A 16777-nucleotide genomic window follows, 5' to 3' on the forward strand; every position below is an offset into this window, starting at 1 on the left:
TCATTGCGAGGAGCGTAGCGACGAAGCAATCCAGGGGCCTCAAGCAATCCCTCTGGATTGCTTCGCTGCGCTCGCAATGACGGGGGCGACTCACACCCCCGTTCCCCGCGCCAGCCCGTGCCGGATCACCCTGTCGATCAGGTCGGGATAGGCGATCCCGCTCGCCGCCAGCGCCTTCGGATACATGCTGATATCGGTGAAGCCGGGGATCGTGTTGACCTCGTTCACCACCGCGCTCATGTCCGGGCGCAGGAAGAAATCGACGCGCGCCATGCCGTCGCAGCCCAGCGCCTGGAAGGCCTGTTTCGCCAGCGCCCTGATCCTGTCCGCCACCTCGTCCGGCAGATCGGCGGGCACGACGACCTCGGCGCCGGTTTCGTCGAGATATTTGGCCTCATAGGTATAGAAGCCGTGGCTCGCCGCCGTGACGATCTCGCCGGGGACGGAAACGATGGTCTCGCCATCGGCCTGTTCGAGCACACTGCACTCGATCTCGCGCCCGGCGATAAACTCCTCAACCAGCAGCTTGCGGTCGTATTTAAAGCCCTCGGTCAGTGCGGCGGCGAATTCCTCGGCCGTCGTCGCCTTGCTGACGCCGACCGAGGAACCCTGCCGGGCCGGCTTGACGAAAAGCGGCAGGCCGAGCGCCGCGCTAGCCGCCTCGAACGACGGGGCATCTCCATGCCGCACGGTGATCGAGCGCGCGACCAGGAGCCCGGCCTCGCGCAGGAGCCGCTTGGCGATGTCCTTGTCGATCGCCGTCGCCGAGCCGAGGATGCCGCAGCCCGCCAGCGGCACGCCCGCCACCTGAGCCAACCCCTGGATCGAACCGTCCTCGCCATTCAGCCCGTGCAGGACGGGGAACAGGACGTCGATCGCCTTCAGCTCTTCCGGCGCGCCGCCCTGCGTCAGGCTGAGCAGCCGGCCGCGGCCGCCTGGCAGGAGGCAGATCTCTGCGCCGGTCTCGGGGATCGGATCGGGCAGGACGCCGTTCTGCAGCTCGAGCAGGTGCCACTGCCCGCTCTTGCTGATCAGGATCGGCACGACATCGTATTTCGCCTTGTCGATCGCCTTCACCACATTGCCGGCGGAGAGGAGGGAGACCTCATGCTCGGCGGACTGCCCGCCGAGGAGAATGGCGACGCGGAGTCGGTCGGTCATCGCTGTGCTTTCTGTATGGGCCTGTTGCGGCAGGCCCCGCATTGGGGCGCATCTCCGCTAAGAAACGGTTTACCTTGCCGGGGTGCCATGCCCTACGGCAGAATCGGGTTGAGCCCAACTGAGAAGGGGAAGGCGAACCTGTCGCTTGTCCCCTTTCATCCCTTCACGCCGATGGCGCATTCGCGCAGATCAGCTACTTGCTCGGGCGACAGCACGCGCTTCGGCAGCATCTGGAACAGGCGCGGCGCTTGATAGAACAGCAGCGTCTCGTCGTTCTCCGCCCGCTTGAGATAATGGTCCCAGGGCGTCAGCCACTCGCCGGCCTCGCTCGTCACCTTGAGGCCCGCCTGGGACCAGGAAAACGTGAGGGGCTGCTGCAACGATTTCTGCTGCCGATAGGTCTTGCGCGCCGAGCGCGGCGCGAGCACGAAATATGACAGGAGAGGCAGCGCCAGCAGCCCGATCGCGGCTCCGTAGAAGACGGTGGCGAGCCACCGATACGACCCGTCGCCGGCATATTCGGAGCGAAAGAATAGCCCGTAAAGCAGCAGCATCCCGGCGACGGCGATGATCCCGACGCCGCCCTTGTAGGACTTCAGCACGTACAGCTTGTTCGCGGCCGCATAGTCCTCAGCCGTCAGGGTGAAGCTCACCGCGCGGTTCATTTCAGCCGGCATCCAAGCCCCCGACAGTCTCCGAGACGGCCGCGGCTGGAGCGCGGCCAGGCGCAGCATGTCACCCCGCCGGGCTCGGAATCAAACTGCGGGCCACGCTCTCGATCCGCTCGGCCGCGGCGACCAGCGCCTCCGCCGCCCGCTCCTCGACCTCGCCGAGGCGCTGGTCGGCCGAGCCGGCATCGCCCTTGATCGCTGCGAGCGTGGTCTCCAGCGTCGCGACCCGTTGCTTCAGCTCGGAGACCTCGTCGGCCACCATCAGCGCGGCCATGACATGCAATCGCATGTCGCCGATCTCGCCGAAGGCCTGGCGCATCTCGTCGATTTTGCCGTCATAGAGGCTGGCGAGACCTTCCAGATGGGCTTCCTCGCCCTCTCCGCATGCCATCCGATAGGCCTTGCCGGCGATCGTGACATTCACCTGCGGCATTGTACGCCCCTTGTCATCATGCCCGCGCCTGGGACCGGGCGATCACTTCGCCGACTGCGCCCATGGCCTTCTCGAGTCGGCTGTCGACATCGTTGGCAGCACTCTCCACCTGGCCGACGCGGGCGATCGCTCCGTCGAGCTCGGCAGCGAGCCGCGCCCTGTCATCCTGCATCAGCGTCAGCTCGGTTTCGAGATTGGCGTGTCCGCGCTCCGCCTCGATGCGCCGCCTCGCCGAAGCCTCCAGTTGCGCAAGTGCACCGTCGAGGCGCGCCAGCGCATTGTCCAGCATCAAGCTCGCCACCGTCGTCCTCCTCTTAACATCGAAGCCGGCTCTGCGATTCGCGAGCCTAGAGCATGTGCCGGAAAAGTGGGAACGGGTTTTCTGGCGAACGCGGCGGCTCCGCCATCCGGGGCCGCACGATCAGCCATCTGATCGGCCAAGTGAATTGACTCGGGGAGAGCGGGCATCCTATCGAGCACCGGCACGAAACGGTGCCCCGAAAAGCCCATCGGGCCGTCGTCGGCCTGCCGCACGGACAGGCTCGGCCACGGCCGCACATCTTCCGCACGCCGGAGCCCAGGACGCCATGACCACGATCGACCGCGCCCAGCACGACAAGCTCGCCAACGCCATTCGCGCCCTGGCGATGGACGGGGTCGAGCAGGCCAAGTCCGGCCATCCCGGCCTGCCGATGGGCGCTGCCGACGTCGCGACCGTGCTGTTCACGCGCATCATGACCTATGACGCGGCCGAACCGCGCTGGCCCGACCGCGACCGCTTCGTGCTCTCGGCCGGGCACGGCTCGATGCTGCTCTACGCCCTGCTCTATCTCACCGGCACGCCCGGCATGGCCCTCGACGACCTGAAGAAGTTCCGCCAGCTCGAATCGAAGACGCCCGGGCACCCTGAGAATTTCATGACGCTCGGCGTCGAGACCACGACGGGCCCGCTCGGCCAGGGCCTCGCAACCTCGGTCGGCATGGCGATGGCGGAGCGCATGCTCGCCGCCGAATTCGGCAAGAAGGTCGTCGATCACCACACCTATGTCCTCGCCTCCGACGGCGACCTGATGGAGGGCATCAGCCAGGAGGCGATCGCGCTCGCCGGCCATCAGAAGCTCAACAAGCTGATCGTGTTCTGGGACGATAACGGCATCTCGATCGACGGCCCGCTCTCGATCTCCGATTCGGTCGACCAGGTCGCGCGCTTCAAGGCCTGCGGCTGGCGCTCGGAGCGCGTCGACGGCCATGATCCCGACGCGATCGAGGCCGCGATCCGCCGCGCCCAGAAGTCGAGCAAGCCGACCATGATCGCCTGCAAGACGGTGATCGGTTTCGGCGCGCCGAAGAAGGCCGGCACCTCCAAGGCCCATGGCGAGCCGCTCGGCACTGAGGAGCTCGCCGCCGCCAAGAAGGCGCTCGGCATCACCGGCGGCGCCTTCGAGATCGCTCCCGACCTGCTCAAGGTTTGGCGCGGCTTCGGCGCCGCAGGCAGCGCCGCGCGCAAGGAGTGGCAGGGCCGCTATGATGCGCTCTCGTCGCGCAAGCGCGCCGAATTCGAGCGCCGCCTCGCCCACACCGTCCCGGCCAAGCTCGACAAGGCGATCGTCGCGCACAAGAAGGCGCTCGCCGCCAATCCGGTCACCGTCGCGACCCGCAAGGCCTCCGAGCTCGCGCTCGACGTCATCGTCCCGGTGATGCCCGAGCTGGTCTCGGGCTCCGCCGACCTGACGCCCTCGAACAACACCAAGGCCAAGGGCCTCGACGATTTCACGCCGAAGACGCCGAAGGGCCGCTATGTCCGCTACGGCATCCGCGAGCACGGCATGGCCGCCGCGATGAACGGCATCACCTTGCATGGCGGCTTCCGCACCGCCGGCGGCACCTTCCTGGTCTTCGCCGACTATGCTCGCCCCTCGATGCGGCTCGCCGCCCTGATGGGCCTGCCGGTGGTCTATGTCATGACCCATGACTCGATCGGTCTCGGCGAGGACGGCCCGACCCATCAGCCCGTCGAGCAGATCGCCAGCCTGCGCGCCATGCCGAACATGCGCGTGCTGCGCCCGGCCGACGCGATCGAAACGGCGGAAGCCTGGCAGATCGCGCTGGAGCGCACGGACGGCCCGACCGTGCTCGCGCTCTCGCGCCAGAATCTCGCGCCGCTGCGCACCGACGGCACCGCCACCAACCGTTCGGCCAAGGGCGCCTATGAATTGCTGCCGGCCGAAGGCGGCAAGGCCCAGGTCTCGCTCTTCGCCTCGGGCTCCGAGCTCGAGATCGCGGTCGCGGCCCGCAAGCAACTGGCCGAGAAGGGCGTGCGTGCTCGCGTCGTCTCCGTGCCCTCGCTCGAACTGCTGCTCGCCCAGGACGAGGCGACGCAGGACAAGATCATCGGCGACGCGCCGATCAGGATCGCCGTCGAGGCGGCGGTGCGCTTCGGCTGGGACGCGGTGATCGGCCATGACGGCCTCTTCGTCGGCATGGCCTCCTTCGGCGCCAGCGGCCCCTATAAGGACGTCTACAAGCATTTCGGCATTACGCCCGACGCAGTGGTCGAAGCCGCTATGAAGCGTCATAACGCCTGAGATTCACGCGGCGCACTTGCGTTCGGCCCTAGTTTGGTCGATTTGCCCGCGTGAAAGAGGGTAGCAACGCCGAAACCCGGCGAAGGAGAGGATTGAGATGACGGTCAAGGTGGCGATCAACGGCTTCGGCCGCATCGGGCGCAACGTCCTGCGTGCGATCATCGAGTCGAAGCGCAAGGATATCGAGGTCGTGGCGATCAACGATCTCGGCCCGGTCGAGACCAATGCCCATCTCTTCCGCTTCGACTCCGTCCATGGCCGCTTCCCCGGCACCGTGACGGTCTCCGGCGACACGATCGATGTCGGCCGCGGCCCGATCAAGGTCACCGCCGTGCGCGATCCCAAGGATCTGCCGCACAAGGCGCTCGGCGTCGACATCGCGCTGGAATGCACCGGCATCTTCACCACCCGCGAGAAGGCCGCGGCCCATCTCGCCGCCGGCGCCAAGCGCGTCCTCGTCTCGGCCCCCTGCGACGGCGCCGACCTGACGGTGGTGTTCGGCGTCAACGACGGCGCCCTGACCAAGGACCATCTCGTCGTCTCGAACGCCTCCTGCACCACGAACTGCCTCGCCCCGGTCGTCCGGGTGCTGCAGGACGCGGTCGGCATCGACAAGGGCTTCATGACCACGATCCATGCCTATACCGGCGACCAGCCGACGCTCGACACCATGCACAAGGATCTCTACCGGGGCCGCGCCGCGGCGCTCTCGATGATCCCGACCTCGACCGGCGCCGCCAAGGCGATCGGCCTCGTCATTCCCGAGCTCAAGGGCCGTCTCGACGGCACCTCGATCCGCGTGCCGACGCCCAACGTCTCGGTTGTTGATTTCAAGTTCATCTCGAAGCGCAAGACCACGGTCGAGAAGATCAACGAGGCGATCCTGAAGGCCAGCAAGCGCGGGCCGCTGAAGGGCATCCTCGCGGTCACCGACCAGCCCAACGTCTCGATGGACTTCAACCACGACCCGGCCTCCTCGACCTTCGCACTCGATCAGACCAAGGTCATGGACGACAAGTTCGTCCGCGTCCTGTCCTGGTACGACAACGAGTGGGGCTTCTCGAACCGCATGAGCGACACCGCTGTCGCCATGGCGAAGCTCATCTGACCTCTCAGCCCGAGGGGCTGCGCCGTCGCGCGGCCCCGATCCTCCTGGAATGAACGGAAAGCACATGAGCAAGATCGAGCCGACCGTCACCGCGCCCGCCAAGCCAGCCGAGCCGGCCGCCGTCGAGCCGGTGACGACGCAGTCGCCCCCGCCCGTGTTCAGCCAGGCCTCGCCGGTTCCGGTCTCGGTCCCCGTTTCGGCAAGCGAGGTTGCGCCGGTCACGGAGCCCCGCAAGCTCGACCAGCTCTCCCGCATCGAGGAGAAGGCCGCGCGGATCGAGGAGAAATTCGCCCGCTACGAGGCCATCCTGACCCGCGCCGAAGCCTCGCTCGAGCGCAGCGCCCAGAAGGTCGAGACCGCCACCGGCGCAATGGACTTCGCCGGCATCCGCCAGGAGGTCACGGCCCTGCGCTACCGCGTCGATTCGACGCCGCGCGCCGGCACGCTCTTCGTGACCGCGATCGTCACGGCGCTCCTGACCGTGCTGCTCACCGTCCTCGTCCTGAAATTCGGCGTCCCCGGCCTGGTCCCGAGCCTGCTGCCGTGACAGCCTTCCGGACGCTCGACGACGCCGATCTCGCCGGCAAGCGCGTGCTTGTCCGCGTCGATCTCAACGTGCCGATGGAAGACGGCAAGGTCACCGACACGACCCGGATCGACCGCATCCTGCCGACCATCCGCGAGATTGCGCAGAAGGGCGGCAAGGCCATCCTACTCGCGCATTTCGGACGGCCGAAGGGGCGCGACGCCAAGGACAGCCTGAAGCAGGTCGTCCCCGCGCTCGCCCACGCGCTCGGCCAGCCGGTGACCTTCGTCGAGGACTGCATCGGCGATGACGTCGCCAAGGCCGTCGCTGCCGCGAAGAACGGCGAGGTCCTGCTGCTCGAGAACACCCGCTTCCATGCTGGCGACGAGAAGAACGACGCGGCTTTCGTCCGGGCGCTCGCCGCCAATGGCGACCTTTTCGTCAACGACGCCTTCTCGGCCGCCCACCGCGCCCATGCCTCGACCGAAGGGCTGGCGCATGCCCTGCCCGCCTATGCCGGCCGCACCATGCAGGCCGAGCTCGAGGCGCTCTCTGCCGGTCTCGACAACCCCGCCCGGCCGGTGATGGCGATCGTCGGCGGCGCCAAGGTCTCGACCAAGCTCGAGCTGCTCGGCAATCTGGTGAGACAAGTCGATGTCCTCGTCATCGGCGGCGGCATGGCCAACACCTTCCTGGCGGCGCGCGGCATCGATGTCGGCAAGTCGCTTTGCGAGCATGATCTCGCCGCCACCGCCCGCGAGATCGAGGCGAAGGCGAAGGAAGCCGGCTGCGAGATCATGCTGCCGGTCGATGCGCTGGTGGCGCGCGAGTTCAGGGCCAATCCCGGCCACCGCGTCGTGCCGATCGGCGAGGTCGAGGCGGGCGAGATGATTCTCGACGCCGGCCCGCTCAGCGTCGCCGAGGTCGTGCTCAAGCTCGACACCGTCAGGACACTGGTCTGGAACGGCCCCTTCGGCGCCTTCGAGCTCAAGCCCTTCGACACCGCCACGGTGACGGTCGCCAAGGCGGCGGCCGAGCGCGTCAAGGCCGGCAGGCTGGTCGCGGTCGCCGGCGGCGGCGACACCGTCGCGGCGATGAACCATGCCGGCGTCGCCGATGACCTGACCTATGTCTCGACGGCGGGTGGCGCCTTCCTCGAATGGATGGAGGGCAAGCCGTTGCCGGGCGTCGAGGCGCTGCGGCAGGGCTGACGGACCAGCCTGGACTGCCCTTGCGGCAGCCCATGTTTATGCTATGTTCTCACCATGAGCGAGAACGCGCAGATAGCGATGTTCGAGATCCTGAAGAAGATTCAGGCGCAGCTTGCCGATCACGACAAGCGTTTCGACACGCTGGAGGACCTCGTCCGCAAGCAGCGCCGCGACACGGCCGGCCTCCTCGTCATGGCCAAGGCCGTGACCGGCGATTTCGCCGAGCAGGTCGCCGCGATCGAGGAGCGCGTGCGCGTGCTGGAAGCGCGCGGCCGCTGATCCGTTTTCACGCCGTCGGCCGCTTTCGCTTTGCGAAATCGCGCCCGTCGCACTAAATCCTTCCAGACACCTTGCAACGCACCGGGAGGACCGAAGTGGCCCGTATCACGCTCCGCCAATTGCTCGACCACGCCGCCGAGAACGACTATGGCGTGCCCGCCTTCAACATCAACAACATGGAGCAGGCGCTCGCGATCATGGAGGCGGCTGCGGCCACGGATTCCCCGGTCATCATCCAGGCCTCGCGCGGCGCGCGCAGCTACGCCAACGACGTCATGCTCAAGCACATGATGGACGCGGTGACCGAGATCCACCCGCAGATCCCGGTCTGCGTCCATCTCGACCACGGCAACGAGCCCGCGACCTGCATGACCGCGATCCAGGCCGGCTTCACCTCGGTGATGATGGACGGCTCGCTCAAGGCCGACGGCAAGACCCCGGGCGACTGGGACTACAATGTCGGCGTCACCAAGACCGTCACCGACATGGCCCATCTCGGCGGCATCTCGGTGGAGGGCGAGCTTGGCGTGCTCGGCTCGCTGGAGAGCGGCGAAGGCGAGAAGGAGGACGGTCACGGCTTCGAGGGCAAGCTCAGCCACGACCAGCTCCTGACCAATCCCGACGAGGCTGTGAAATTCGTCGCCGAGACCAAGGTCGATGCGCTCGCCATCGCCATGGGCACCTCGCACGGCGCCTACAAGTTCACCCGCAAGCCCGACGGCGCGATCCTCGCCATGCATGTCATCGAGGAGATCCACAAGAAGCTGCCGAACATGCATCTCGTCATGCACGGCTCCTCCTCGGTGCCGCAGGACCTGCAGGACATCATCAACCAGTATGGCGGCAAGATGCCCCAGACCTGGGGCGTGCCGGTCGAGGAGATCCAGCGCGGCATCAAGCACGGTGTGCGCAAGATCAATATCGACACCGACAACCGCATGGCGATGACCGGCCAGATCCGCAAGATCCTCTCCGAGAACCCCGGCGAGTTCGACCCGCGCAAATATCTGAAGCCGGCCATGGAAGCGATGACCAAGCTCTGCCGGCAGCGCCTGGAAGAGTTCAACACCGCCGGCCAAGCCTCGAAGATCAAGCGCGTGCTCACCACCGCCGAGATGGCCAAGCGCTATGCCAAGGGCGAGCTCGACCCGACCTTCGGCGCGAAGAAGGCGGCCTGAGCAGGACATGCCGTCCCGGTGCTTCGATCATTGCAACCGGGACGGCACCTACTCATGAAGCGGGTATTGTTCGTCTGCAGTCAAAATCGTTTGCGCAGCCCAACGGCTGAACAGATCTTCTCAGCGCGGCCTGATCTTGAAGTGATGTCGGCTGGAACCAATCATGATGCTGAAACGCCTCTGACTGCCGAGATCGTGGCCTGGGCCGACCTGATCTTCGTGATGGAGAAGGAACACCGCAACAAGCTGCAGCGTCGCTTCAAGCGGCAGCTGAAGGCCCGGCTGGTCTGCCTCGACATTCCGGACGATTACGAATTCATGGACCCAGTGCTCGTGCGGCTGCTCGAAAACAAGGTTGGCCGGTTTTTGCCTTGATGGCCAAGCGCTACGCAAAGGGCGAGCTCGACCCGAGCTTCGGCGCCAAGAAGGCGGCGTAAGGCGCCTTTCTTGTCCCGGTAAGCCGCGAGGGACCCCTCTCCTTACAGGAGAAGGTCCCCGCGCTCTGGCGTCCGACAATGAGGGTGAAAGAGCGTCACACCCCGATCTTCCCGCCACCCTTCTTCGTGATCGCCACCACGGACGGCCGTACCGGCATGTCCGGCTTGAAGTCCGGCCAGCGGGTCGAGAGGTCCTCGTAGTGGGAGCGGCGGCCGAATGCCGGCCAGTCCGGGCCGTCATCGCCGGGATGCTGGACGGCGACGAAGGCGGTGGTGTCGTCGGGCGTGAAGCAGGGGCCGCAGAGCTCGGCGCCATGCGGCACGCGGTAGAACAGCCTGGAGGTGCGGCGCGCCTCACCGTCCGTATCGACCGCCCAGAGCCCGTCGGTGCGGCCGGTTTCCTCGATATTGTTGCCGTCGGTCGCGACCCAGAGGCGGCCGGCGGAATCGACGACGGCGTTGTCGGGCATGCCGAACCAGCCGTTCTTCGTCGTGTCGGTCGAGAAGCTCGCGCCGACAGCGGCGACGGACGGATCGCCGCATTTCAGCAGGATCTCCCAGCGTCCCTTCGTCGCCGTGTGGTCGCCGCCATCCTCGATGATCTCGATGATATGGCCGAAGGCGTTCTTGGCCCGCGGATTGGCGGCATCAACCTGCTCGTCCTTGCGGCTCGTGTTGTTGGTCAGCATCACATAGACCTTGCCGGTCTGCGGGTTGGGCGTGATGTCCTCGGGGCGGTCCATCTTGGTCGCACCCAGCAGATCGCCGGCGCGGCGGGTCTCGATCAGCACGTCGGCCTGGCTCTCGAAGCCGTTGGCGGCGGTCAGCGGCCCCTGGCCGAAGACGAGCGGCAGCCATTCGACGCTGCCATCGGCCGAGAATTTCGCGACATGGAGCGTGCCGGAATCGAGCAGATCGAGGTTAGCAGCGCGATTGGCCGGGTCGAAGCGACCTTCGGTCACGAACTTGTAGACATAGTCGAAGCGCTCGTCGTCGCCGAGATAGGCGACGACGCGGCCGTCCCTGGCGACGATGTTGTCGGCGCCTTCATGCTTGCAGCGGCCGAGTGCGGTGCGCTTCTTCGGGACCGAGTTCGGATCGAGCGGATCGACCTCGACCACCCAGCCGAAGCGGTTGGCCTCGTTCGGCTCGCGGCCGAGGTCGAAGCGCTCCTCGAAGCGGCCCCAGGCATAAGGCGAGGACGGCACCGCCAGGCGCTTGTAATTCGCCTCCTCGCGGTGGCCCTCCGGCAGCTTGCCGGAGAAATAGCCGTGAAAATTCTCCTCGCCGGAGACGAAGGTGCCCCAGGGCGTCAGCGCGCCCGAGCAGTTGTTGAGCGTGCCGAGCACCTTGCGGCCGCTCGGGTCGACCTTGGTCTTGACGCGGTCATGGCCGGCGACCGGGCCGGAGAGCTGCATCTCGGTCGCGACCGTGATGCGCCGGTTGTACCTGGAATCCTTCACCAGCTCCCATTTGCCGTCGACGCGCCGTATCTCGGCGACGGTCGCGCCATGCGCCATGGCCTCGACGGCGTAGCGCTCGGGCGTGGCGTTCTTCATCACCGGCTTGCCGTCCTTCATCTCGACGACGCCGGGGAACATCAGGTGAGGATTGGTGTATTCGTGATTGACGAAGAGCAGGCCGTGGGCCGACGGATCGGCAGCGCCCGGCATCGGGGTGTAGCCGACGAAGTCGTTATTATAGCCGAACTGCTTCGCCTGGGCCTCCGGCGTCTGCCTGGCGGGGTCGAAGGCCGGCGCGTCAGTGGTGATCGGATCGCCCCAGCGCAGCAGCACCTGCGCATCGTAGCCCTCGGCGACATGATGATCGGCATCGACGCCGATCTCGACCTCCTTGAAGGCGAAGGCCGAGCCGTTGCCTTTGGCCTGCGCCCTGGCCTGCTCGGCGGTCGCCAGCGCCGCAGTGCCGACCGTCGCCGAGATCGCGGACACCGCGAGCGCGCCCTTGAGCAGGCCGCGGCGCGAGAAGCGCTGGCCGATCAACTCGCCCATGGTCGGGTTGTCGCTCGGGTTCTGCGGCGGCGCATCGCCCGCCTCGAGCATGCTCGCGCCGAAGGGTGTTTCGAAATCGTCGTCGGCGCTCATGCCCATCGTCCTCGCCAGTCTTGCTCGATCGCTTGCATGCAAGCTTCACATTCGACCAAGTCGAGAGATAGGCCCGCGGCTTGACAGGTCCGTGACAGGCGTCCTCGACATGCAGCGCCGTCGCTCCCGGCCTTTCGAGCCCTGGTCTTTTCTGGTTGAAGGAAAAGCTCATTTCGGCCGCGCTCCCCGGTGCGGCTTTCCGCCACCGCTGCAGAGCGCCCGATGTCGATCGTCTTTTCCGCGCTGGTCGCGGCCTTTGTGGGCTTTGCCGCCTCGGTCGCCGTCGTGCTCGCCGCCGCGCAGGCCATTGGCGCGACGCAAGGACAGACGGTGTCCTGGATCGTCGGGCTGGCGATCGCCAAGGGTCTGGCCAGCATCGTCCTGTCCTGGCGCCACCGCATGCCGATCATCTGCGCCTGGTCGACGCCGGGCGCCGCCCTGATCGCCGCGGCCAGCGGCTTCGACCTCGCGGCCGCGATCGGCGGCTTTCTCGCCGCTGCGGCGCTGATGATGCTGACCGCGACCTTCCGGCCGCTCGGCGCGCTGATCGAGCGCATTCCGATGGGCATCGCCTCCGCCATGCTCGCCGGCGTGATCTTCCGCTTCGTCGTGGCGGTCTTCGACGAGATGAAGCTGCAGCCCGTCCTCGTTTTGACCCTTCTCGCGGTCTTCCTCGTCGCGCGGCTGATCAACCCCTTCCTCGGCGTCATCGCCGCGCTCGTCGCCGGCCTGGCGCTCGCCTTCGGCACCGGGATGGCGAGCCTCCCTGCCGGAAACGTCGCGCTGACCGATCTCGTCCTGACCTGGCCGCGCTTCGACCTGACGGCGATCATCGGCATCGGCATTCCGCTCTACCTCGTCACCATGGCGGCGCAGAATCTGCCCGGCTTCGCCGTGCTGCGCGCCGCCGGCTACAATCCGCCGACGGCATCCTGCCTGTTCGTCACCGGGTTGACCTCCTTCCTCGCCGCTCCGCTCGGCGCGCATATGGTCAACATGGCGGCGATCAGCGCCTCGATCTGCACCGGGGCCGACACCCATCCCGACCCCAAGCAGCGCTGGAAGGCCGGCATCGTCTACGGCCTGTTCTGGCTCGCGATCGCCGCTACCGCGGGCCTCCTGCTCGCGCTCATCATCGCCATGCCCAAGGCGCTGATCGTCGCCGTCGCGGGCCTGGGCCTCGTCGGCTCGCTGACCGGCGCGCTGGGCCAGTCCATGGCCAAGGATTCCGAGCGCTTCGCCGCCGTCATCACCTTCGCGGTCGCGGCGTCCAGCCTCTCCCTCTTCGGCGTCGGCTCGGCCTTCTGGAGCCTGGTCGCCGGGCTTGCGGTCTTGACATTGGACGCTCTCGCAGGCCGTTTGCGCGCAAGATCATGACCATGACCGCTTCACAGACCCGCCTGATGCTCGTCACGCCGCCCGTGTCGGATGCCGAAGCCATCGCCTTCCGCCTGATGCAGGCCTTCGCCGGCGGTGACGTCGCCGCCGTGCTGCTGCGCCTCGCCGCGGGCGACGACCGCAGCCGGATCGAGCGCGTCAAGCGCCTCTGCGGGCCGGTGCAGTCCAACAGCGTCGCGCTGGTGGTCGAGGGATCGGCGCTGATCGCCTCGCGCGGCGGCGCCGACGGCGTGCATCTGACCGAAGGCCCCGTGGCGATCCGCGAGGCCCGTTCCAGCCTGCGCGACGAGCGCATCATCGGCGCCGGCGGCCTGCGCGCACGCCATGACGCCATGGATGTCGGCGAGGCCGGCGTCGACTATGTCATGTTCGGCGAGCCCCGGCCCGACGGCTCGATGCCACCCTTGCCGGCGGTGATCGAGCGCGCCGCCTGGTGGGCCGAGATCTTCGAGACGCCTTGCGTCGCCTATGCGCCGGACGCCGCCTCCCTGCCCGCCCTCGTCGAGACCGGCGCCGAATTCGTCGCGCTCGGCGAATGGGCTTTCGCCGAAGACCAGGACATCCGCGCCCTGGTCGAGGGCGCCAATGTCGCGATCGCCGCCTTCGCGGCGCGGAAGGCCGGGCGATGAAGCGCCTGCGGCGCGCCCTCATGCTCGCCGGGCTCGCCTCGAGCCTGGCCTGCGGCGTGCACGCGGCCGAGACGGACCAGGCCTATGGCGCCTATCAGGCCGGCCATTACCGCCGCGCGCAGGAAGAGGCGCTGAAGCGGGTCGAGGCGAACAGCAACGATGCGGCCGCCATGACCCTGCTCGGCGAGATCTATCGCCAGGGTCTCGGCGTCGCGCCCGATCAGAAGGCCGCGACCGAATGGTACGAGCGCGCGGCCGAGCGGGGCGACATCAACGCGGTCTATGCGCTCGCCATCGCGCTGCTCGACGACGGCAACCCGAAGCACGACGCGACCCGGGCCGGCGTCCTGCTCGAGCGCGCCGCGGCCGCCGGCCATCCCGCCGCGAACTACAATCTCGCGATCACGCTGCTGGCGACCGGGCGCAGCACCGATGCCCAGCGCGCCGTCGCCTGTATCGAGCTCGCCGCCAAGGCCGGCCTCGGCGATGCGCAATATGCGCTCGGCTCCCTGTACAAGCAGGGCCGCGGCGTCGACCAGGACAACGCCAAGGCGGCGGAATGGATGGCGAAGGCCGTCGAGAGCGGCACGATCGCCGCCGAGATCGAATACGCCATCATGCTGTTCAACGGCGACGGCGTCACCAAGGACGAGGTCGCCGCAGCCAGGCTCTTCCTGCGCGCCGCCAACAAGGGCAACGCCATCGCCCAGAACCGGCTGGCGCGGCTCTATCAGGCCGGGCGCGGCATCGCCCCGGACAAGGCCGAGGCGGCCGCCTGGCATCTCGCGGCCCGCGCGCAGGGGCTCGACGACCCGGTGCTCGACCGGCTGGTCGACGGCCTGACGCCGGAGCAGCTGAACCGCGCAGCGCGGCTCGCCGCCCAGCGGATCGAAGGCACGGCCTTGACTACGCCGAGCCAGCCGAGCAAGTGACGGCTTGAATTCCAGGGCCGGCGCGCTGACGTTGCCGGCCTTACCGGCCGCGCGGAAACCGCGCGCATGAGGTTTTGAATGATCCGCTCCCCCCTGATGACCGTGATGACCGACGCCGTGATGAAGGCGTCCCGCTCGCTCAAGCGCGATTTCGGCGAGATCGAGAACCTGCAGGTTCTGGCCAAAGGCCCGGGCGATTTCGTCTCGAAGGCCGATCACAAGGCCGAGGAGATCCTGCGCGCCGCGCTGGAGAAGGCCCGGCCCGGCTACGGCTTCATCATGGAGGAGAGCGGCGTCGTCCACGGCACCGACGAAAGCAACCGCTGGCATATCGACCCGCTCGACGGCACCCATAACTTCCTGCGCGGCATCCCGCACTGGAACATCTCGGTCGCGCTCGAACGCGACAACCAGTTCATTGCCGGCGTGATCTACGATGCGGCCAAGGATGAGATCTTCGTCGCCGAGAAGGGCAAGGGCGCCTATGTCAACAACCGCCGCATGCGGGTCTCGGGCCGGCGCGAGCCAGCCGAGATGCTGATCGGCATGGGCGTGCCGCATATCGGCAAGGGCGGCCACCCGCTCTTCCTGCGCGAGCTCGGCGCGGTGATGCCGCGCTTCGCCAATGTCCGGCGCATGGGCTCGGCCGCGCTCGACATCGCCTATGTCGCGGCCGGGCGCATGGACGCCTATTGGGAACGCGGCCTCCACACCTGGGATTTCGCTGCCGGCGCCGTGATGATCCGCGAGGCGGGCGGCACCTTCGGCACGCTCGACGGCAAGCAGCCGACCAGCGCCAGCGACGTCATTTGCGGCAACGAGGTAGGCGAGCAGGCGTTGCGCGCCGCGCTCAAGACGGCCGGCTAATCCTATATCGCTGATCTTTCACGCTTGATCATGGCGCAAGGGGAGGCGACAGTCCCTGCGCGGCGACAAGGATCGTGATCGCGAACGGCCACGCCGGCCTTTCGCCCGATCATGCTCCACTGTTGAAGAGGCGGCTGTCGGCCCGATCGGGGCCGGGCCGGCTCCAGGCGAACGGAAGACGGGGCATGACGACAGAGGACACCGCGACCGAAACGGTCGCGACGGCGCGGGACGGAACCCATTTTTCACGGCCGCTGCGTTACGCCATCCGCGCGATCCTGTTCCTGGCCCTGATCGGCTTCCTGGGCTTCATCCTCCAGCAGGGGCTGGTCACCGCCTTCATGACCAATCCGGGCCTGAACGGCCTGATCCTCGGCGCGCTGCTCGTCGGCATTCTGATCGCGCTGCGCGAGCTCTGGCGCGTCGACAGCGAGGCCCGCGCCGCGACCGAGCTTGCCAGCGCCCCCGCGCGCGCCAGCGTCGAGCGCGGCCAGGTCATCGCGCCGCTCGGCACCGTGCTGCCCGCGCTGGAGACCCGCACGCTGGCGCCGGCGCAGGCGGCCTCGGTGCTCGAATCGATCGCGGTCAGGCTCGATGACGGCCGAGAGGTGCTGCGCTATCTCGCCGGGCTCCTCGTCTTCCTCGGCCTGCTCGGCACCTTCTGGGGCCTGCTCGAAACCGTGAGCTCGGTCGGCAACGTCATCCGCTCGCTGCGCACCGGCGCGGAAGCGGGCGTGCTCTTCGACGAGCTCAAGGCCGGCCTCGCCGCACCGCTGGCCGGCATGGGCCTGTCCTTCTCGTCCTCGCTCTTCGGCATCGCCGGCTCGCTGATCCTCGGCTTCCTGGAATTGCAGGTCGGCCAGGCGCAGCGCCGCTTCCGCAACGAGCTCGAAAGCTGGCTCGGAACGCGCAGCGCCACGGTCGCGCTTTCTGGACCCGTCTCCGGCGTCGGTCTGGTCGACGGGCTCGGCGAGAAACTGGACACGCTCAGCGCCGCGCTCGCCGACGGCCCCAATAACCGCGCCGCCACCCAGGCGATCTCGAACCTCGCCGAGGGCGTGCAGGGGCTGGTCCAGCACATGCGCACCGAGCAGCAGCTGATCCGCGACTGGGTCGAGGCCCAGGCCGCCCGCGAGAAGGATCTGAAGCGTTTGATCGAGCGCCTGACCGCCAACAGCGTCGCCGAGCCATGATCGCGCCACGGAGCCCTGCTGATGTCGTATGAGCCACTGCAGAAAGTCGCGCCGTCATCCCGGG

At 67.7% G+C, this 16777-nt stretch carries 17 protein-coding genes; 12 read left to right on the plus strand and 5 right to left on the minus strand.

Annotated elements, in window-relative coordinates; translation table 11 throughout:
- Nucleotides 1–90 precede the first annotated feature (90 nt).
- The 4 genes from ACTIF2_RS04795 to ACTIF2_RS04810 form a co-directional block, all read right to left on the minus strand.
- Complete coding sequence (locus ACTIF2_RS04795; RefSeq protein WP_439495898.1) at nt 91–1161, minus strand: D-alanine--D-alanine ligase family protein; 1071 nt, start codon at nt 1159–1161, stop codon at nt 91–93.
- Nucleotides 1162–1316: 155 nt separating this feature from the next.
- Nucleotides 1317–1895: a YcxB family protein gene (locus ACTIF2_RS04800; protein WP_439495899.1), complete on the minus strand. Its 579-nt coding sequence runs from the start codon at nt 1893–1895 to the stop codon at nt 1317–1319.
- 1 nt (nt 1896) lies between these two features.
- A complete protein-coding gene (locus ACTIF2_RS04805; protein ID WP_439495900.1) occupies nt 1897–2265 on the minus strand; it encodes a cell division protein ZapA in 369 nt (122 codons plus the stop codon).
- Between the two features lie 16 nt (nt 2266–2281).
- Nucleotides 2282–2554: a DUF4164 family protein gene (locus ACTIF2_RS04810; RefSeq protein WP_439495901.1), complete on the minus strand. Its 273-nt coding sequence runs from the start codon at nt 2552–2554 to the stop codon at nt 2282–2284.
- Nucleotides 2555–2852: 298 nt separating this feature from the next.
- Between ACTIF2_RS04810 and tkt the strand changes: the two genes are divergently transcribed.
- From tkt to ACTIF2_RS04845, 7 genes are all read left to right on the plus strand, one after another.
- A complete protein-coding gene (tkt, locus tag ACTIF2_RS04815) occupies nt 2853–4850 on the plus strand; it encodes a transketolase (protein WP_439495902.1) in 1998 nt (665 codons plus the stop codon).
- Between the two features lie 97 nt (nt 4851–4947).
- Nucleotides 4948–5958, plus strand: coding sequence for a type I glyceraldehyde-3-phosphate dehydrogenase (gene gap / locus ACTIF2_RS04820; protein WP_439495903.1), 1011 nt, complete (start codon nt 4948–4950; stop codon nt 5956–5958).
- Nucleotides 5959–6022: 64 nt separating this feature from the next.
- Nucleotides 6023–6505 (plus strand): hypothetical protein, encoded by a 483-nt coding sequence (locus ACTIF2_RS04825; RefSeq protein ID WP_439495904.1) that lies wholly within the window; start codon nt 6023–6025, stop codon nt 6503–6505.
- Nucleotides 6502–7695 carry a phosphoglycerate kinase gene (locus ACTIF2_RS04830; protein ID WP_439495905.1) on the plus strand — a complete coding sequence of 398 codons (1194 nt, stop codon included), beginning with the start codon at nt 6502–6504 and terminating at the stop codon, nt 7693–7695. Before ACTIF2_RS04825 ends, ACTIF2_RS04830 begins: the two co-directional genes overlap by 4 nt.
- A gap of 54 nt (nt 7696–7749) precedes the next feature.
- Complete coding sequence (locus ACTIF2_RS04835; RefSeq protein WP_439495906.1) at nt 7750–7974, plus strand: hypothetical protein; 225 nt, start codon at nt 7750–7752, stop codon at nt 7972–7974.
- Nucleotides 7975–8069: 95 nt separating this feature from the next.
- Nucleotides 8070–9152, plus strand: coding sequence for a class II fructose-bisphosphate aldolase (fba, locus tag ACTIF2_RS04840; RefSeq protein ID WP_439495907.1), 1083 nt, complete (start codon nt 8070–8072; stop codon nt 9150–9152).
- Nucleotides 9153–9206: 54 nt separating this feature from the next.
- Nucleotides 9207–9527: a low molecular weight protein tyrosine phosphatase family protein gene (locus tag ACTIF2_RS04845; RefSeq protein ID WP_439495908.1), complete on the plus strand. Its 321-nt coding sequence runs from the start codon at nt 9207–9209 to the stop codon at nt 9525–9527.
- Nucleotides 9528–9684: 157 nt separating this feature from the next.
- On the opposite strand, the gene ACTIF2_RS04850 is transcribed toward ACTIF2_RS04845, so the two are convergent.
- Nucleotides 9685–11694 carry a PhoX family protein gene (locus ACTIF2_RS04850; protein ID WP_439495909.1) on the minus strand — a complete coding sequence of 670 codons (2010 nt, stop codon included), beginning with the start codon at nt 11692–11694 and terminating at the stop codon, nt 9685–9687.
- 222 nt (nt 11695–11916) lie between these two features.
- On the opposite strand from ACTIF2_RS04850, the gene ACTIF2_RS04855 reads away from it, so the two are divergent.
- The 5 genes from ACTIF2_RS04855 to ACTIF2_RS04875 all read left to right on the plus strand — a co-directional run bounded on the left by ACTIF2_RS04855 (nt 11917) and on the right by ACTIF2_RS04875 (nt 16713).
- On the plus strand, nt 11917–13071 hold the full coding sequence (locus ACTIF2_RS04855; protein WP_439495910.1) for a benzoate/H(+) symporter BenE family transporter: 1155 nt from the start codon (nt 11917–11919) through the stop codon (nt 13069–13071).
- Nucleotides 13072–13073: 2 nt separating this feature from the next.
- Nucleotides 13074–13721 (plus strand): thiamine phosphate synthase, encoded by a 648-nt coding sequence (locus ACTIF2_RS04860; protein ID WP_439495911.1) that lies wholly within the window; start codon nt 13074–13076, stop codon nt 13719–13721.
- Nucleotides 13718–14653 (plus strand): tetratricopeptide repeat protein, encoded by a 936-nt coding sequence (locus ACTIF2_RS04865; protein ID WP_439495912.1) that lies wholly within the window; start codon nt 13718–13720, stop codon nt 14651–14653. Before ACTIF2_RS04860 ends, ACTIF2_RS04865 begins: the two co-directional genes overlap by 4 nt.
- A gap of 78 nt (nt 14654–14731) precedes the next feature.
- Nucleotides 14732–15520, plus strand: coding sequence for an inositol monophosphatase family protein (locus ACTIF2_RS04870; RefSeq protein ID WP_439495913.1), 789 nt, complete (start codon nt 14732–14734; stop codon nt 15518–15520).
- Between the two features lie 185 nt (nt 15521–15705).
- The gene (locus ACTIF2_RS04875; protein ID WP_439495914.1) at nt 15706–16713 is read left to right on the plus strand and encodes a flagellar motor protein MotA; all 1008 of its coding nucleotides are present in this window, start codon (nt 15706–15708) and stop codon (nt 16711–16713) included.
- The last annotated feature ends 64 nt before the right edge of the window (nt 16714–16777 follow it).

The organism is Allobosea sp. (assembly GCF_051860145.1).
In the GTDB taxonomy this organism is placed as follows: Bacteria; Pseudomonadota; Alphaproteobacteria; order Rhizobiales; family Beijerinckiaceae; genus Allobosea.

What these genes read in the sequence shown, in the direction of transcription:
- ACTIF2_RS04795 (WP_439495898.1), bottom strand. Translation starts at nt 1,161, where the DNA reads ATGACCGACCGACTCCGCGTCGCCATTCTCCTCGGCGGGCAGTCCGCC.
- ACTIF2_RS04800 (WP_439495899.1), bottom strand. Translation starts at nt 1,895, where the DNA reads ATGCTGCGCCTGGCCGCGCTCCAGCCGCGGCCGTCTCGGAGACTGTCG.
- ACTIF2_RS04805 (WP_439495900.1), bottom strand. Translation starts at nt 2,265, where the DNA reads ATGCCGCAGGTGAATGTCACGATCGCCGGCAAGGCCTATCGGATGGCA.
- ACTIF2_RS04810 (WP_439495901.1), bottom strand. Translation starts at nt 2,554, where the DNA reads ATGCTGGACAATGCGCTGGCGCGCCTCGACGGTGCACTTGCGCAACTG.
- tkt (WP_439495902.1), top strand. Translation starts at nt 2,853, where the DNA reads ATGACCACGATCGACCGCGCCCAGCACGACAAGCTCGCCAACGCCATT.
- gap (WP_439495903.1), top strand. Translation starts at nt 4,948, where the DNA reads ATGACGGTCAAGGTGGCGATCAACGGCTTCGGCCGCATCGGGCGCAAC.
- ACTIF2_RS04825 (WP_439495904.1), top strand. Translation starts at nt 6,023, where the DNA reads ATGAGCAAGATCGAGCCGACCGTCACCGCGCCCGCCAAGCCAGCCGAG.
- ACTIF2_RS04835 (WP_439495906.1), top strand. Translation starts at nt 7,750, where the DNA reads ATGAGCGAGAACGCGCAGATAGCGATGTTCGAGATCCTGAAGAAGATT.
- ACTIF2_RS04845 (WP_439495908.1), top strand. Translation starts at nt 9,207, where the DNA reads ATGAAGCGGGTATTGTTCGTCTGCAGTCAAAATCGTTTGCGCAGCCCA.
- ACTIF2_RS04850 (WP_439495909.1), bottom strand. Translation starts at nt 11,694, where the DNA reads ATGAGCGCCGACGACGATTTCGAAACACCCTTCGGCGCGAGCATGCTC.
- ACTIF2_RS04855 (WP_439495910.1), top strand. Translation starts at nt 11,917, where the DNA reads ATGTCGATCGTCTTTTCCGCGCTGGTCGCGGCCTTTGTGGGCTTTGCC.
- ACTIF2_RS04860 (WP_439495911.1), top strand. Translation starts at nt 13,074, where the DNA reads ATGACCGCTTCACAGACCCGCCTGATGCTCGTCACGCCGCCCGTGTCG.
- ACTIF2_RS04865 (WP_439495912.1), top strand. Translation starts at nt 13,718, where the DNA reads ATGAAGCGCCTGCGGCGCGCCCTCATGCTCGCCGGGCTCGCCTCGAGC.
- ACTIF2_RS04870 (WP_439495913.1), top strand. Translation starts at nt 14,732, where the DNA reads ATGATCCGCTCCCCCCTGATGACCGTGATGACCGACGCCGTGATGAAG.
- ACTIF2_RS04875 (WP_439495914.1), top strand. Translation starts at nt 15,706, where the DNA reads ATGACGACAGAGGACACCGCGACCGAAACGGTCGCGACGGCGCGGGAC.